This window comes from Nocardiopsis sp. YSL2, from assembly GCF_030555055.1.
GTDB lineage: Bacteria > Actinomycetota > Actinomycetes > Streptosporangiales > Streptosporangiaceae > Nocardiopsis.
The window spans coordinates 3,669,436-3,685,044 of the sequence record NZ_JAMOAO010000001.1; the positions used below are offsets into that span (position 1 = coordinate 3,669,436).

Consider the following 15,609-nt stretch of genomic DNA (forward strand, 5'->3'; position numbering starts at 1 on the left):
GTGGTGCTCCAGGTGATGGGTGGGGATGGCGTGATGTCCGACGACCGGAGTGAGAGCTCCACGGTGCGAACCCTGACGGTGCTGGGCGCGGCCGTCCTGCTGCTGCCGACGGCCGTGCCCCTGGCGCACGCGGAGGACGGGTGGCTCCAGCAGGACCTGGAGTCCGCCGACCGGGTCGGGCTGGTGCTCGACGACGGGGCACTGCGCCTGGACACCGGGGGGCGCGGCGCCCCGGCCGCGCCCCGCCGTGAGCCGGGGCTGGCGCGCAGCGGGCTGGCGACCTTTCCCCACCAGCCCCTGGAGGAGGCCACCGACGTCCTGGACGTCCGGATCCAGGCGGACGGCACGGCCGAGGACGTGGCCGCCGAGGCGCGCGGCACCAGGCTCGACGGGATGTGGACGGAGTGGCACCCCGTACCGGAGAGCGGTGGTCCGGTGACCCTCGACTCCGAGGTGTCCCAGGTCCAGATACGGGTGGTGGTGGACGGCATCGACGCCGCGATCGACGGGGTCCAGGTGCGGCCCCTTCCGCCGCCCCCCGTGCCGGAGGCCGACGATGAGGCCGACGACGGGGCCGACGGGGAGAGCGGTTACGAGGGCGGTGACGGGACCGACGACGGGGCCGACGGGGAGAGCGGCTACGAGGGCGGTGACGGGACCGACGACGAGGCCGTGCCCGAAGCGCCCTACTCCGCGCGGCTCTTCGCGACCCGCATCGGACTGGTGGGCGGTACCACCGCGAACGGGCACACCGTGCGGCCCGACGACCACTTCGTCGCCCTGCCCTCCCGGAGGGGCCTCGCCACGCGCGGCGGCGGCGAGTACACCGTGCGCGTGTGCACCACAGGCGCGCTCGGCCCCCAGGGCAAGGGCGACACCGAGAACCACGAACCGCGCTGCGCCTACCTGCCCGTGTGGGACGTGGGCCCGTGGAACATCACCGACGACCACTGGAACGACGACCGCCAGTCCTGGCGCGACCTGGACCGCGGCCGCCCCCAGGCGCAGGCCGCCTACGCCGAGGGCTACAACGACGGCCTCGACGGCTTCGGCCGCAGGGTGGCCAATCCCGCCGGGATCGACCTGGCCGACGGCGCGTTCCGGGACGGACTCCAGTTGCCCACCAACGGCTGGGTGGAGGTCGACTACCTGTGGACCGGCGAGTACCGCGCCCGCGCGGAGATCGCCACCAGCACCCGGAGCGACCCGGTGATCGTGCGCGGCGGCCCGGGACTGGAGTACGACCCGGTGGGCCTGGCCGCCCACGCGGCCAATGTGGACGTCGGCTGCCGGACCGCGGGCGACCGCGCCACGGGGCCGTTCGGGACCAGCGAGACCTGGTACCGGATCGGTGAGGGCCACTACGTCCCGGCGGTGTTCGCCGACGGCGGCGGCGAGGCACCGGAGTGCGACCCGGGCACCGCCCTTCCGAAGCCGTAGGGCGTGGCCCTCGGACGCGCGCGCCGCCGAAGGGCGCGGCGGCGCGCACCCGGCGGGGCCGCCCGGATCCGGGGGTGGATTTTGCGGTTCATACTCGCTTTGAGCAGCACGAATGTGTTTCGATCAGGACAATGACGGCTGCAGACGACTTCTGGGTGTTCGCCGCGGTCCTGGCGGTCGCGGCTTCCGTGGCGCTGGTCGGGAACCTGTTGCGGCAGCCGCTCATCGTCGCCTTCATCGCCGTCGGTATCCTCGTCGGCCCGGTGGGCCTGGGCCTGGTCTCGCACGAGGGGGTCATCGAACTCCTCGCCCAGACCGGCATCGCGATGCTGCTGTTCATGGTCGGCCTGCGGCTGGACCTGCACCTGATCCGCACGACCGGTCCCGTCGCCCTGGCCACCGGCATCGGCCAGGTGGTGTTCACCTCGGTCATCGGCTACGGGATCGCCCTCGGTCTGGGCATGGGCCCCGTCACCGCCCTCTACGTCGCGGTGACGCTGACCTTCTCCTCCACGATCATCATCGTCAAGCTGCTCTCGGACAAGCGGGAGCTGGACCAGCTGCACGGCCGCATCGCGGTCGGCTTCCTCATCGTCCAGGACATCGTCGTGGTCCTGGTCATGATCGTGCTGACGTCCTTCGGCCGGGAGAGCACGGAGCCCATGCCCGTGCGGATCGCGCTGACCGTGGGCACCGGGGTCGGGCTGCTGGTCGGTCTCGCGCTGCTGTCGCGGTTCGTGCTGCCCTGGCTCCTGCACTTCATCGCGCGCTCGCAGGAGCTCCTGGTCATCTTCGGCGTGGCCTACGCGGTGTCCGTGGCGGCGCTCACCGAGTGGCTCGGCTTCAGCCTGGAGGTGGGCGCCTTCCTCGCCGGCATGTCCCTGGCCTCGACGACCTACCGTGACGCGCTCGGCGCCCGCCTGGTGAGCCTGCGGGACTTCCTGCTGCTGTTCTTCTTCATCCAGCTCGGCGCGCAGCTGGAGTTCGACGACGCCTCGCGCCAGTTGTTCGAGGCCGGTGTGCTGTCGCTGTTCGTCCTGGTCGGGAACCCGATCATCGTCGTGCTCATCATGCGGCTGATGGGGTACCCGGTGCGCATCGGCTTCCTCTCGGGGCTCTCGGTCGCCCAGATCAGCGAGTTCTCCCTGATCCTCGCCGCCCTCGGGCTGAGCCTGGGCCACATCACCAGTACGACCCTGAGCCTGGTGACCGTGGTCGGCCTGGTGACGATCGGTTTCTCCACGTACCTGATCCTGTACTCCAAGCAGCTCTACGACCGGGTCAAGCGCTGGCTGGAGCCGTTGGACCGCATCGGCCGGTCCCGGCGGCTGCCCGCCGACCAGGTGGGGCGTGCGGACGTGATCCTCTACGGCCTGGGCCGGATGGGGCGGAGCACGGCCCAGCGCGTCGCCGAGGCCGGGTACGACGTCCTGGCCGTGGACTACGACCCGCAGAGGGTCGCCCGGAAGCTCCACCCCAGGGTGACCACGGTGTACGGCAGTGCCGAGGACGTGGAGTTCCTGGAGTCGCTGCCGCTGGCGACCACGCCGATGGTGATCAGCGCGATCCCGTCGTCCAACGTCGATCTGGTCCTGCTGCACGCGCTCCAGCACCACGAGTACGCGGGCACGGTGGTGCTGTCCACACTGACCCGGCGCGACGCCGAGCGGCTGCGCGCGGCCGGGGCCGATGTGGTGGTGGAACCCTACGCACGGGGCGCGGACGCCATCTTGAGCCTGGTCCGCGAGCACGCCGACCGTCAAGGCCCCGGCGCCCCGGGCACGGCTCCCGGCCCCGACACCGGGGCGGGTCCCGACACCGGGACCGGAGCCGGTTCCGCGCCTACCTGACGCGCACGACCAGCGTGCCCGCCGAACGGTCGTGTAGGGCCTGGGCACTGGTGCCGAGCGCGGCCATCGACTCCCCGAGCGAGAACAGGTGCCCGGCGACGGGCAGGGTTTGGGGCAGGCAGAAGACCGCGGACCGCCGCACGGCCTGGCCCTGGGTCAGCCGTCCGCCGTCGACGGCGGCGACCACCTTGATCCCCACCAACAGCTTGCCGATGGTGCGGCCCCACGTGACCAGGTACAGCCAGTCGTAGAAGAACAGCAGCAGACCCCACCCGAACACCCACAGCAGGGCCCACAGGGTCACCTCGCCGTCGGTGGAGTCGGTGTTGCCGGTGACGGCCACCGTCACGACCGTCATGACGAAGAAGAACGCCACGGCCGTGATGCCCGCCAGCACGTAGTCGATGGTCCGCGCGGCCAGGCGGCGGCCGAACGAGGCCGGTTCCAGGGCGGGGGGACGCGGGGCTGCCGCGGGAGGCCCCCAACCGGGCGGAGGCACCGGCGCGGGACCGTGCGGGTATCCGGCCATCTCCCAACCGCCGGCGGTGCGGGGATCGTGCTGAGGGGGGTTCCAGTGGGGCGAGGACATCGGTGTGGGCGTCTCTCCGTCGGAGTGGTGGTCACCGTGAGCGTCGCGGGCCGGCGCACGCCCCAGAGTACCGAGGGGCGCCGTCACGCCACACGCCATCTCCCCTGGATACACCGAAAGGGGCGGCCGCGGCCGCCCCTTTCGATGAACGCCGTGTACCGCTCACATGCCGCTGTAGGGGACCGCGTCGATGATCTCGACACCCAGGCTCTTGCCGTTGGGGAGCTTGTAGCTCACGTTCTCGCCCACGCGCTTGCCGTTGATGGCCGCGCCCAGGGGGGACCGGGGAGAGTAGACGTCGATGGGGGCGCCGCTCTCCTCACGGGAGGCGAGCAGGAACGTGACCTCCTCCTCGTCGCCGTCGAACTTGACGGTGATGGTCATGCCGGGGCCGACCACGCCCTCGGTGCGGGGAGCCTCGCCCACGCGCGCGGTGCGCAGGATCTCGGTGAGCTGGAGGATGCGGGCCTCCATCTTGCCCTGCTCCTCCTTTGCGGCGTGGTATCCGCCGTTCTCCTTGAGGTCGCCTTCTTCGCGGGCCGCCTCGATCTTCTCCGCGATCTCGATGCGACCACTCCCCGACAGGCGGTCCAGCTCTCCCTTGAGCCGGTCATACGCCTCCTGGGTGAGCCAGGTGACGTTCTCATCGCGGGTCTGGGTCACGGGAACTCCTTGAGTGCTAGTAGCAGAGGCCACCAGGCGGCCAGAGCTGAACTTACGAGAATATCACCGTGCGTCGTGGCCAATGGTCTCCTCGTCGGAGGCCGCCGGTGCACGGCGTGTGGTGGCGCGTCGGTTCAGCGGTGGTGGCCGGGACCGGCAGGGGCGGTCTGTGGGATCAGTCCTGCGAACCTTGTTCCCTGCAGGAGGCCACTTCTACCGTGGAAGCCTGACGAACCGTGTCAACGGTCGTGGAGACCATTCGGTTCCCGGCCTCGACGGAGGACCTGGTCTGGCCGACCTCGACGTGCTGGTCGTCCAGCGCCGTGATGAGGCAGTCGGCGCCGCCGCGGCTGTTGACCTCGTAGGTGATGGCCGCCTCGTCGGCCGAGGGCACCGAGTACGAGACCACCTGGTGGTACACGCCACCGCCCAGCCCGCTGTAGCTCATGACGGAGTAGCCCCACCCGACGGCGCACAGCACCGCGAACACGGTCGCGATGACGAAGAAGACCGGGCCGTTGCCGTGCCGCTTGTGTAGCGCGGGAGCGGGGTCGGCACTGTTCACGGGGTCTTCTTCCGGGGTCGGCTGCATCGGGAATCTCCGAACAAGGGGACGGTGTTGTCTAAGATATCCCCGACCTGACAGCCCCCCTACTCGGCCCGTACGTGAGTCGCGGGACCGAGGGCGAGGGGCGTCCGGACGGCCGCGACCGCGCGGCCGCCCACCGAGTCAAGGAGATCCCTTCCGTTGTCCGAGCGCCTGCGGCTTATGGCCGTTCATGCCCACCCCGATGACGAGTCCAGCAAGGGCGCGGCCACCATGGCGCGCTATGTGAACGAGGGCGTCGACGTGCTCGTCGTCACCATGACCGGTGGCGAACGCGGTGACATCCTCAATCCCGCCATGGACCGTCCCGAGATCCTGGAGAACATCAGTCAGGTCCGTCGCGAGGAGATGGACAGGGCCCGCGAGATCCTGGGTATCCAGCAGGAGTTCGCCGGCTTCGTGGACTCGGGCCTGCCCGAGGGCGACCCGCTTCCGCCCCTTCCCGAGGGCTGTTTCGCCACCCTGCCCGTGGACGAGGCCGCCGAGCCCCTCGTCGCGTCGATCCGCCGGTTCCGGCCGCACGTGGTCCTCACCTATGACGAGCAGGGCGGCTACCCCCACCCCGACCACATCATGACCCACAAGGTCTCGATGCGGGCCTTCGACACCGCGGGCGACCCCGACGCCTACCCCGACGCGGGCGACCCCTGGCAGCCGCTGAAGCTGTACTACTTCGTGTCCTTCCCGGCCGAGCGCTTCGACGCCCTCGCCGACGTCCTGGCCGAGCGCGGCATGGAGAACCCGTTCGCGGAGTGGGTGGACCGGATCAAGGACCGCGACCGCCCCACGTGGGAGATCACCACCCGCGTGCACTGCTCCGAGTACTTCGACGTCGCGCACGAGGCGCTCAAGGCGCACGCGACCCAGGTCGACCCCAACGGCTTCTGGTTCGCGATCCCCAACGACGTCGTGGCCGAGGCATGGCCGACCGAGGACTACCACCTGGTGCGCTCGCTGGTGGACACCGAGGTCCCGGAGAAGGACCTCTTCGACGGTGTCCGAGAAGCAGTGAGAGTATGAGCGGTATGAACACCCTTCTCACCTCCGCGGTGGTCCTGGCCGACAGCGTCGACCTCGACCGCGACTCCGTGACGCCGGGCGTGCTGGGCTTCCTCATGGTGGCCGCGATCGGCACGGCGCTCTACTTCCTCATGCGCAACATGTCGGGCAAGCTCGGCACGCTGCGCAGCGCCGAGGAGGCGGAGCGCGCCGAGGCGGAGGCCGACGCGGACGGCGCGGAGCCGGAGGAGGCCCCCGCCGAGGTCGCGGCCTCGACAGCCGGGGACGCCCCGAAGGACGACGCCCAGGGCGGTCCCGACGAGGGATCGGCCCGCGGCGCCTAGGACCGGCGCCCCGCGCGTCCCGCCCTGACCCGCGGGACGGGCGGGACCCGCGTCCGGTGCGGCGGGTGGCACAGTGGAACCATGCCGAACCGTTTGAGCGACGCGACCAGCCCGTACCTGTTGCAGCACGCGGACAACCCCGTCGAGTGGTGGCCCTGGGGTGAGGAGGCCTTCGCCGAGGCGCGCCGCCGCGACGTGCCGGTGCTGATCTCCGTCGGCTACGCGGCCTGCCACTGGTGCCACGTCATGGCGCACGAGTCCTTCGAGGACCAGGCGACCGCGGACCGGATGAACAGCCTGTTCGTCAACATCAAGGTGGACCGCGAGGAGCGCCCCGACGTCGACGCGGTGTACATGGAGGCGACCCAGGCCATGACCGGCCAGGGCGGGTGGCCGATGACCGTGTTCGCCACCCCGGACGGCGCTCCCTTCTACTGCGGCACCTACTTCCCGCGCGAGTACTTCCAGCGGCTCCTCGAAGGCGTGGCGAGCGCCTGGCGGGACAAGCGCGCCGACCTCCTCGACCAGGGCGAGCGCGTGGTCGACGCCCTGTCGGCGCCGCGGACCCTGCCGTCCGCCGAGCCCCCGGGGCCCGACCGGCTCGACCTGGCCGTACGCGCGCTGGTGCGCGACTACGACAGCGCCGACGGCGGATTCGGGAACGAGCCCAAGTTCCCGCCCTCGATGCTGCTGTCCTTCCTCATCGCCCAGGACGAACGCACCCGGCCGCACCAGACCGCCGCCGATCCCGCCCGTCGCCCGCCATCGCCCGTCGGGGGCGCTTCGCGCCAGGACGGGCTGCCGCCCTCAACGGAGGCCTCCGACCCGGTATCGCCCACCCCCGCCGCGCTGATGGCGGGCGGCACCGCCCTGGCGATGGCCCGCGGGGGGATCTACGACCAGCTCGGCGGGGGCTTCGCCCGGTACTCCGTCGACAAGGGCTGGGTCGTGCCCCACTTCGAGAAGATGCTCTACGACAACGCCCTGCTGCTGCGCGCCTACACGCGCATGAGCCGGCGGCCCCCGGGCCGGGCCGCGGTCACGGCGAGCGAGCACGCCGTCCTGCGCGCGGTGGCAGAGGAGACCGCCGACTGGATGGTGCGCGACCTGCGCACGGCCGAGGGGGGATTCGCCTCGGCGCTGGACGCCGACAGCGAGGGCGAGGAGGGCACCTACTACGTGTGGACGCCCGCTCAGCTGCGGGAGGCCCTGGGCGAGGAGGACGCCGACTTCGCCGCCCGGACCTTCCACGTGACCGAGGAGGGCACGTTCGAGCGCGGGGCCTCCGTCCTGCAGCTGCCGGCCCCGCCCGCGGACCGGTGGCGCTACGACCGCGTCCGCGAGGCCCTGTTGAACGCCCGGTCGGAACGCGTTCCCCCGGCACGCGACGACAAGGTGGTGGCGGCCTGGAACGGGCTGGCGGTCGCAGGGCTGGCCGAGGCGGGCACGCTCCTGGAGCGCCCCGGCCTGGTGGGCGCCGCCCGCGGTGCCGCGGAGCTGCTGCTGACCACGCACGTGGTGGACGGGCGGCTGGTACGGACCTCGCGCGACGGACGGGCGGGGACCAGCGCCGGCGTGCTGGAGGACTACGCCGACGTCGCCGAAGGGCTGCTCGCCCTGCACGGTGTCACCGGGGAGGCGCGGTACGCGCACGAGGCCGGGCGCCTGCTGGACGCGGTCCTGGAGCACTTCGCCGACGGCGACGGCGGCTTCTTCGACACCGCCGACGACGCAGAGCGGCTCTTCAGCCGTCCCCAGGACCCCACCGACGGCGCGACCCCCTCCGGCCGCTTCGCCGCGGCCTCCGCCCTGCTGACCTACGCCGCCCTCACGGGGTCCGAGCGCCACCGCACGGCCGCCGAGGCGGCCCTGTCGGCGGTCTCCCTGCTGGTGGAGAAGGCCGCGCGGTTCGCGGGTTGGGGACTGGCCGCGAGTGAGGCTCTGCTCACGGGGCCGCGCGCGGTCGCCGTGGTCGGCGATCCGGCCGACCCCGCCACCGAGGAACTGGTGCGCACCGCCCTGCGCTGGGCCCCGCTCGGAACCGCCCTGTCCCGAGGGGACGGCGTCGACGACGGGGGAGTGCCGCTCCTGCGTGACCGCGCGCCGCTCGGCGGACGCCCGACGGCCTACGTCTGCGAGGGCTTCGTCTGCAAGCTCCCCGTCACCACCCCCGAAGAACTCCGGGACCAGCTCACGTCCGGCTGACCGGCCCCGGATCAGGAGAACCGCAGCCCATCGACGAGCGCGTCGACCAGGTCCGGTCGGTGGTGCGGCTGGCGGACCTCCATGTACACGGTGGTGGGCTCGCCCTCGGTGTGGACGGCGACGCTGGTGAACGCGCCCGAGCCGTTGCAGTCGGGCCAGTCCCACGCCGAGCCCACCCAGCCGTTCAGGTCGACCCCGCGCTCCTGCGGGGTGCCCTCGCAGGCGTCGGCGTCGGCGACGCCCGCGAGGGAGCGCGAGCCGGGGACCACGGTCGTGTACACCCCGTAGGAGGGGATCTCCGTGTCGTCCCAGTGGGCGGCGTCGGTGGCCACGAGCAGCCCCGTGTCGGCGCCCGCGCTCGTGGCGGCCGGCCGGGCCGCCATGGTCGGGTGGAAGTCCTTGGCCCACACGCGCGGGACGGACATGGAGATCCCCTGGGACGCCAGCCGCACCGTGGTCAGGGACGCCCCGGGGGTGCCGGCCGAGGCGGTCAGCACACCGCCCAGGACGACCAGGGCCGAGGCCAGCAGGCCGACGCGGCGCCACGGCATCCGGTACCGCTGCCACCACGGCTCCGCGCGCGGCAGGTCCGGCGCCATACGGATCGCCCTGACCCGGTCGGTGAAGGTTTTGGCGTCCGCCGGGCGGCTTTCACGGTCCACCGAAAGTGCGGAGAGGATGAGGTCGTCCAGCGCGGGGGGCAGTCCTGGCCGGATCCGGCCAGGTGCGATCCGCACCGGCGGGCGCGAGGGCGGACGTCCCGTGATGAGCTCGTAGGCGACCGCGCCGAGCGAGTACACGTCCGATCGGACGTCCAGGTCACCGCCGGGGATGCTCTGTTCCGGCGACATGTAGCCGGGAGTCCCCGCCGCCGCGGTGAAGCCCGAGGCCTCGTCGATGGACTTGGCGAACCCCAGGTCCGCCACCAGGACCCTCTGACCCACGGGTGACGACTGGAGCAGCACGTTGGAGGGCTTGATGTCGCGGTGGATCGTGCCGTGGTTGTGCAGCACGGTGATGCCCTGGCCGATCTCGGTCAGCAGCCGCAGGGCCTCGTCCAAGGGCAGCTGACCTCGGTTGACGAGGTCGGAGACGCTGCCCTGGTCGGCGTAGGTCATCACCATGTACGGCCGGCCGTCGGGCAGGACGTCCACGTCGTGGACGGCCACCAGCCACGTGGAGTCGGTCTGGCGCAGGATGCGCGCCTCCTCCAGGAAACGGTGCTGGATGTCCATCTGGTGCGCCCAGTTCTCGGCGAGTACCTTGATGGCGACCGGATAGTTGAGCAGATCGTCCTGGGCGAGCCATACCGTGGCGAACGAACCGGAACCCAGGCGTCGTATGACGCGGTAACGCCCGAAGGCCTCCGGTTGACTCATTTCCGCCTCGGTCTGTCAGGGGGTGCGTACGCGGTCGTTGCCCACTAATACACCATCTACGCGTTCGCATTCGCTTTCGTGGATATGATCCACGTCTTCGGGTGGCACCGGTGCGTGAAGGCGGCGAAACTGGGTGGAATGCCCGGAGAGTCGTGTGCACCATGGAATGGGGTGGCCGAAACCCGGCCGCCGGGCGGCGGGCCGACAGGAGTCGGTCCGCGTTCACGTGACGCGTGATCCATCGTGGACGCATGCGCGTCCTCCAACGGACGGATGTCCGCCGTCAGCCAGGGAGAGAGCCAGCCATGAGCAGTGGCGAATACGAAGACCAGGCCGAGCACTCGGCACCGAAGCCCCGTAGGCGGGTGGCGAGCAACGTCGACGAGGAGCTGGAGGAGCTCGCGCGCCGGGCCAAGGCGGGCGACGCAGCCGCGCTGGACGACCTGCTCCGTCGGATCCAGCCCGAGGTGCTGCGCCGGTGCGCCCGATTCCTCCCCTACCGGCAGGACGCCGAGGAGGCCTGCCAGGACGCGCTGCTGCGTGTGGCGCGCAAGATCGACAGCTTCAAGGGCGACTCGCTCTTCACCACGTGGCTCTACACCGTGGTGTCCAACTCCGCCCGCCAGACCTACCGTTCCATGAAGCGCCGTTCGGCCGAGTACCCCACCGAGGCCGAGCGCATGCCCCCGCAGAGCGACCCCCGCACCACGAGCGTCATCGCCGGCTCGCGCATCGACCTGCTGGAAGCCCTCGACCAGCTGGAGAAGGAGCGCCCCAACCTGGTGGCGCCGCTGGTGCTGCGCGACCTGTGCCAGATGGACTACAACGAGATCGCCTCCGAACTCAACCTCGCCCTGGGCACGGTCAAGTCCCGGATCCACCAGGGCCGCAAGCACGTGCGCAAATCCCTGACAGTGACGTAGAGTCCCGCGGCGAACTACCCTGGACCCCATCCCCGTCGGCACATCAGCCACAGGAGTGTGCGTGTCGGCCATGTTCCAGCTCTGAGAGGTTTCGCCCATGGGGCTTCGTGACCCCCTGTACTGGCTCTATGAAAGGCGGCTCGAACGCCGCCTGACCAGCCAGGAGATCCCGCGGCACGTCGGCGTCGCGATGGACGGCAACCGCCGGTGGGCGAAGAGCAGCGGGATGCGGGCGGCCGAGCAGGGCCACCAGGCCGGCGCGGACAAGATCTTCGAGCTCCTGCGCTGGTGCGACGAGCTCGGAGTGCAGGTCGTGACGCTGTGGATGCTCTCCACCGACAACCTCACCCGCGACGAGTCGGAGCTGGGCCCGCTGGTGCGGATCATCGAGGCCACCATCGCCCGACTGCGCGAGGAGGGCTGGAACACACGCCCCGTCGGGGCCCTCGACGTGCTGCCCGACTCCACCGCCCGCGCGCTCAAGGAGGCGGAGTCGGCCACATCCGGCAACCCCGGCCTGGTTGTCAACGTCGCTGTCGGGTATGGGGGTAGACGTGAGATCGCTGATGCGGTTCGGTCGCTCCTCCACGAGGAAGCGGCCAAGGGCACCGGTATCCAGGAGCTGGCCGAGCGCCTGGACATCGAGGACATCGCACGGCATCTCTACACGCGCGGTCAGCCCGACCCCGATCTGCTCATCCGCACGTCCGGGGAACAGCGTCTGTCCGGCTTCATGCTCTGGCAGAGCGTGCACTCGGAGTTCTACTTCTGCGAGGTCTACTGGCCCGCGTTCCGCAGAGTGGACTTCCTGCGTGCACTGCGCTCGTACGGCGCGCGCAACCGCCGCTTCGGCTCCTGATCCCCTCAGCAGCTCCCTGTCGGTCGTCCCCTTAACGCGGTGTTCACCGTGTGGAGGGACGGGGGCCTGGACCCGGGGTTCACGGGCGCGTAGCGTCGGATCAGGCGGGTGGCGTTCGTCCACCCGTTCGGGAGGCCCCGGCTCTTTGAACTCCTGCGTCATCGAGGAACTTCGACGAGGAGGGCCGGACCCGGCCCTCAGGGGCTTGGTCCCGGTCCTCCATGATCCCGTGACAGTAGGGCGCCCCAGTGGTGCCCAAGGGGAGAACGAGTGGCTAGTTCCTCGACCGATCGCCGCGACACCCAGTCCCCCACCACCCCCGTCCCGGAGGTAGGAGAGGGAATGCGCGTCTACGTGCTCGACACCAGCGTCCTGCTCGCCGACCCGATGGCCGTGACCCGGTTCGCCGAGCACCAGGTGGTCATCCCCGTGGTGGTGATCACCGAGCTGGAGAGCAAGCGTCACGACCCGGAGCTCGGGTACTTCGCTCGTCGGGCGCTCCGTCTCCTGGACGACCTCCGCGTCGCCAACGGCCGCCTGGACGATCCGGTACCGGTGAACGACCAGGGCGGCACGCTGCGCGTCGAGCTCAACCACAGCGATCCGTCGATCCTGCCGGCGGGTTTCCGGCTGGGCGACAACGACACCCGGATCCTCACGGTGGCTCGCAACCTCCAGGCCGCACCGCACGGGCGCGAGCCCGGCCAGGACGGTGAGGAGGGCGACGTCGTCCTCGTCAGCAAGGACCTGCCGATGCGGATCAAGGCCTCCGCCATCGGGCTCCCGGCCGACGAGTACCGCGCGGAGCTGGCCATCGAGCACGGCTGGACCGGCATGGCCGAGCTGGACGTGCCCGCCCACCAGATCGGGGAACTGTTCGAGGGCGGCTCGAGCGACATCGAGGAGGCCCGCGACCTGCCCTGCCACACGGGCCTGGTGCTGGTCTCCGAGCGCGGCAAGGCGCTGGGCCGGGTACAGCCGGACAAGTCGGTGAAGCTCGTGCGCGGCGACCGGGACGTGTTCGGTCTGCACGGGCGCAGCGCCGAGCAGCGGGTCGCGCTGGACCTGCTCACCGACCCCGACGTCGGCATCGTGTCCCTGGGCGGGCGCGCGGGCACCGGCAAGTCGGCGCTCGCGCTGTGCGCGGGCCTGGAGTCGGTCCTGGAGCGCCGCCAGCACCGCAAGGTGATGGTGTTCCGCCCGCTGTACGCGGTGGGCGGCCAGGAGCTGGGCTACCTCCCCGGCACGGAGAACGACAAGATGACCCCGTGGGGCCAGGCGGTGCACGACACCCTCTCGGCGGTGACGACCGAGGACGTCATCGAGGAGATCGTGGACCGCGGGATGCTGGAGGTCCTGCCGCTCACCCACATCCGGGGGCGCTCCCTGCACGACGCGTTCGTCATCGTGGACGAGGCCCAGTCCCTGGAACGCGGGGTCCTGCTCACGGTGCTCTCCCGGCTCGGTGAGAACTCGCGGGTGGTGCTCACCCACGACATCGCCCAGCGGGACAACCTGCGGGTGGGCCGCTACGACGGCGTGGTCGCGGTGATCGAGAAGCTCAAGGGCCACCCGCTGTTCGCGCACGTCACCCTGACCCGTTCCGAGCGCTCTCCGATCGCCGCGCTGGTCACGGAGATGCTGGAGAACTGATCCGGGCGGCCCGCCACGGCCGTCCCGCCGCGCACCGACCGCCCCGGACCCTGCTTCCGTCCGGGGCGGTCGGTCGGTCCCCGCAGAGGGACGTCACCGCGCCGCTCCGCTCATCAGCCAGCGGGTGACGTTCACCTCCATCAGGGCGCGGTCCTGCCCGTGCCACGCGAAGGGGACGCGGATGTCGTAGCCGTACCGTTCCTGGAAGGCCGCCACGACGTCCGGCGGGAAGTCCTCCGTGCGGACGGTGGCGCGGCCCTCCGCGACCACGGGGGCGTCCCCGTCCTGCAGGGCGAGGGAGACCCGGGGATCGGCGGCGGCGTTGCGGACCTTGACCGACGCGGCTCCCACGCTGATCCACCAGCGGTCGCGCAGATGGGCGAACCACACCGGGGTGACGTGGGGGGACCCGTCCCGCCGCAGGGTGCACAGCCACACGTTCCGATCGGCGCGCAGCCGTTCGACGACGTCGGCGGGGGCGGGCACGGACGTGTCGGTACCGGTGTCGGGCACAGGGGTCCCTAAGGTTGTGGTTGTTCAGGACGGAATGTTCTGGATGCCCAGGACGGTGGGGTGTGGCTGACAGGGTGTCTGCCCCCGGTGGCCCGAGGAGAATGGCCGCCCCACCGTCCGGGACTCCCCGACCTCTGATTGAGATCTGCGAAGTAGTCGCTGTTTAGGGACCTGGTGGCGGGGCTGTCCACGGGGACCACCAACAGCGAGGAGCGGCATCGCATGAGCGCAGGGCCGATGTGGATCGGGATCGACGCGGGCAAGACCAACCACCACGCCACCGCCGTCAACAGCAGCGGTGAGGTGGTCTGGTCCAAGCAGGTCCGCAACGACCAGACCGCCATCGAGACCCTCATCGACAAGGCCACCGCCGGCGGTGGCCAGGTCCACTGGGCGGTGGACCTGACCAACAGCTACGCCGCTCTGCTCCTGGCCGTGCTCGGAGCCGCCGGCCAGGACGTGGTCTACGTCCCCGGCCGCATGGTCAACACCATGACCAGCACGTTCGGCGAGTCCAAGACCGACGCCAAGGACGCCCTGGTCATCGCCCAGACCGCCCGCATGCGCCCGGACCTGGCCACGGTCACCACCCCGCCGGAACAGGTGGCCGAGCTGGCCCGGCTCACCGCCCACCGGGCGGACCTGGCCGCGGACTGGGTGCGCGGCGTCAACCGGCTCCGCGACCTGCTCGGGGCGGTCTTCCCCGGCCTGGAACGCGCTTTGACTACACCCAGCGGTCCCCGCTGATCCTGCTCACCGGCTTCGCCACCCCCGCCGAGGTCCGCGACGCGGGCGAGGACGGGCTCCTCGCCCACCTGCGCGAGCACGGCGCGCACCGGCCCAGCCTGGCCAAGATCACCGCCGCCGCGCTGGGGGCCGCCCAGGCCCAGACCCTCGTGCTCCCGGGCGAGGCCAGTACCGCGGCCCTGGTCAAGCGCCTGGCTGCCAAGCTGCTGGAGCTGGACCGCGAACGCAAGGACCTGGACAAGACCATCACCGGTGTGTTCCGCTCCAACCCCCAAGCGGAGATCATCGAGTCCCTGCCCGGGATGGGGCCGGTCCTGGGAGCGGAGTTCATCACGGTCACCGGCGGGGATCTGGCGGCGTTCGCCCACTCGGGCCGCCTGGCCTCCTACGCCGGGTTGGCGCCGGTCAGCAAGGACTCGGGGCGGGTGAGAGGCAACCTCAGACGGCCCAAGCGCTACAACCGGCGTTTGCGCAGGGTGTTCTACCTGGCCGCGTTGTCCTCGATCAAGGCTGACGGGCCCTCGCGGGCCTTCTACGGCAAGAAACGCGGGGAGCGCATGCTGCACAAGCAGGCCCTGCTCGCTCTGGCGCGCAGGCTCGTGGACGTGCTGTGGGCGCTGCTGCGCGACGGCCGCCTCTTCGAGCGCAGTGCTCCGCTCAGGCCCGTAGCGCCTTGACACGCTCATTGAGATTCTCCTCGGGTCGGTCTCGGACTGTTCCGATGGTGCGACCTCAACCGCGGTCGAGGTCAAGGGGCTCGGGTCGCTTCGCCCCGGCTTCGGCCCGGACCACCCCCCTCGGGCCCGGGCAGGCCGCACGGTCGACGTCCCACCCCCCT

General features: G+C 71.2%; 13 protein-coding genes and 1 pseudogene. 9 read left to right on the forward strand and 5 right to left on the reverse strand.

Features of this window, described 5'->3' with window-relative positions:
* Nucleotides 1–33: 33 nt before the first annotated feature.
* Nucleotides 34–1,440: a hypothetical protein gene (locus M1P99_RS16370; RefSeq protein ID WP_304453485.1), complete on the forward strand. Its 1,407-nt coding sequence runs from the start codon at nt 34–36 to the stop codon at nt 1,438–1,440.
* Nucleotides 1,441–1,571: 131 nt separating this feature from the next.
* Nucleotides 1,572–3,290, forward strand: coding sequence for a cation:proton antiporter (locus M1P99_RS16375; RefSeq protein WP_304453486.1), 1,719 nt, complete (start codon nt 1,572–1,574; stop codon nt 3,288–3,290).
* On the opposite strand, the gene M1P99_RS16380 is transcribed toward M1P99_RS16375, so the two are convergent.
* From M1P99_RS16380 to M1P99_RS16390, 3 genes are all read right to left on the reverse strand, one after another.
* Nucleotides 3,283–3,879 (reverse strand): RDD family protein, encoded by a 597-nt coding sequence (locus M1P99_RS16380; protein ID WP_304453487.1) that lies wholly within the window; start codon nt 3,877–3,879, stop codon nt 3,283–3,285. The genes M1P99_RS16375 and M1P99_RS16380 overlap by 8 nt on opposite strands.
* 162 nt (nt 3,880–4,041) lie before the next feature.
* A complete protein-coding gene (greA, locus tag M1P99_RS16385) occupies nt 4,042–4,542 on the reverse strand; it encodes a transcription elongation factor GreA (protein WP_304453488.1) in 501 nt (166 codons plus the stop codon).
* 175 nt (nt 4,543–4,717) lie between these two features.
* Nucleotides 4,718–5,134, reverse strand: coding sequence for a DUF4307 domain-containing protein (locus M1P99_RS16390; protein ID WP_304453489.1), 417 nt, complete (start codon nt 5,132–5,134; stop codon nt 4,718–4,720).
* A 156-nt stretch (nt 5,135–5,290) separates the two neighbouring features.
* On the opposite strand from M1P99_RS16390, the gene mca reads away from it, so the two are divergent.
* From mca to M1P99_RS16405, 3 genes are all read left to right on the forward strand, one after another.
* A complete protein-coding gene (gene mca, locus M1P99_RS16395) occupies nt 5,291–6,169 on the forward strand; it encodes a mycothiol conjugate amidase Mca (protein WP_304453490.1) in 879 nt (292 codons plus the stop codon).
* 5 nt (nt 6,170–6,174) lie between these two features.
* On the forward strand, nt 6,175–6,492 hold the full coding sequence (locus M1P99_RS16400) for a hypothetical protein (protein WP_304453491.1): 318 nt from the start codon (nt 6,175–6,177) through the stop codon (nt 6,490–6,492).
* Nucleotides 6,493–6,573: 81 nt separating this feature from the next.
* Nucleotides 6,574–8,697: a thioredoxin domain-containing protein gene (locus M1P99_RS16405; protein WP_304453492.1), complete on the forward strand. Its 2,124-nt coding sequence runs from the start codon at nt 6,574–6,576 to the stop codon at nt 8,695–8,697.
* Between the two features lie 11 nt (nt 8,698–8,708).
* On the opposite strand, the gene M1P99_RS16410 is transcribed toward M1P99_RS16405, so the two are convergent.
* On the reverse strand, nt 8,709–10,076 hold the full coding sequence (locus M1P99_RS16410) for a serine/threonine-protein kinase (protein WP_304453493.1): 1,368 nt from the start codon (nt 10,074–10,076) through the stop codon (nt 8,709–8,711).
* A gap of 305 nt (nt 10,077–10,381) precedes the next feature.
* On the opposite strand from M1P99_RS16410, the gene M1P99_RS16415 reads away from it, so the two are divergent.
* From M1P99_RS16415 to M1P99_RS16425, 3 genes are all read left to right on the forward strand, one after another.
* Nucleotides 10,382–10,999, forward strand: coding sequence for an RNA polymerase sigma factor (locus tag M1P99_RS16415; RefSeq protein ID WP_304453494.1), 618 nt, complete (start codon nt 10,382–10,384; stop codon nt 10,997–10,999).
* A gap of 97 nt (nt 11,000–11,096) precedes the next feature.
* Entirely contained in the window at nt 11,097–11,858 is a 762-nt protein-coding gene (locus tag M1P99_RS16420; RefSeq protein ID WP_179822778.1) for an isoprenyl transferase, read from the forward strand.
* Between the two features lie 270 nt (nt 11,859–12,128).
* Nucleotides 12,129–13,511 carry a PhoH family protein gene (locus M1P99_RS16425; RefSeq protein ID WP_304453495.1) on the forward strand — a complete coding sequence of 461 codons (1,383 nt, stop codon included), beginning with the start codon at nt 12,129–12,131 and terminating at the stop codon, nt 13,509–13,511.
* A 93-nt stretch (nt 13,512–13,604) separates the two neighbouring features.
* Here M1P99_RS16425 and M1P99_RS16430 read toward each other — a convergent pair whose 3' ends face one another.
* Nucleotides 13,605–14,024, reverse strand: a complete 420-nt coding sequence (locus tag M1P99_RS16430; RefSeq protein WP_304453496.1) for a pyridoxamine 5'-phosphate oxidase family protein — start codon at nt 14,022–14,024, stop codon at nt 13,605–13,607.
* A gap of 222 nt (nt 14,025–14,246) precedes the next feature.
* Here M1P99_RS16430 and M1P99_RS16435 point away from each other — a divergent pair.
* Nucleotides 14,247–15,448 (forward strand): annotated as a pseudogene (locus M1P99_RS16435) (IS110 family transposase).
* Nucleotides 15,449–15,609 lie beyond the last annotated feature (161 nt).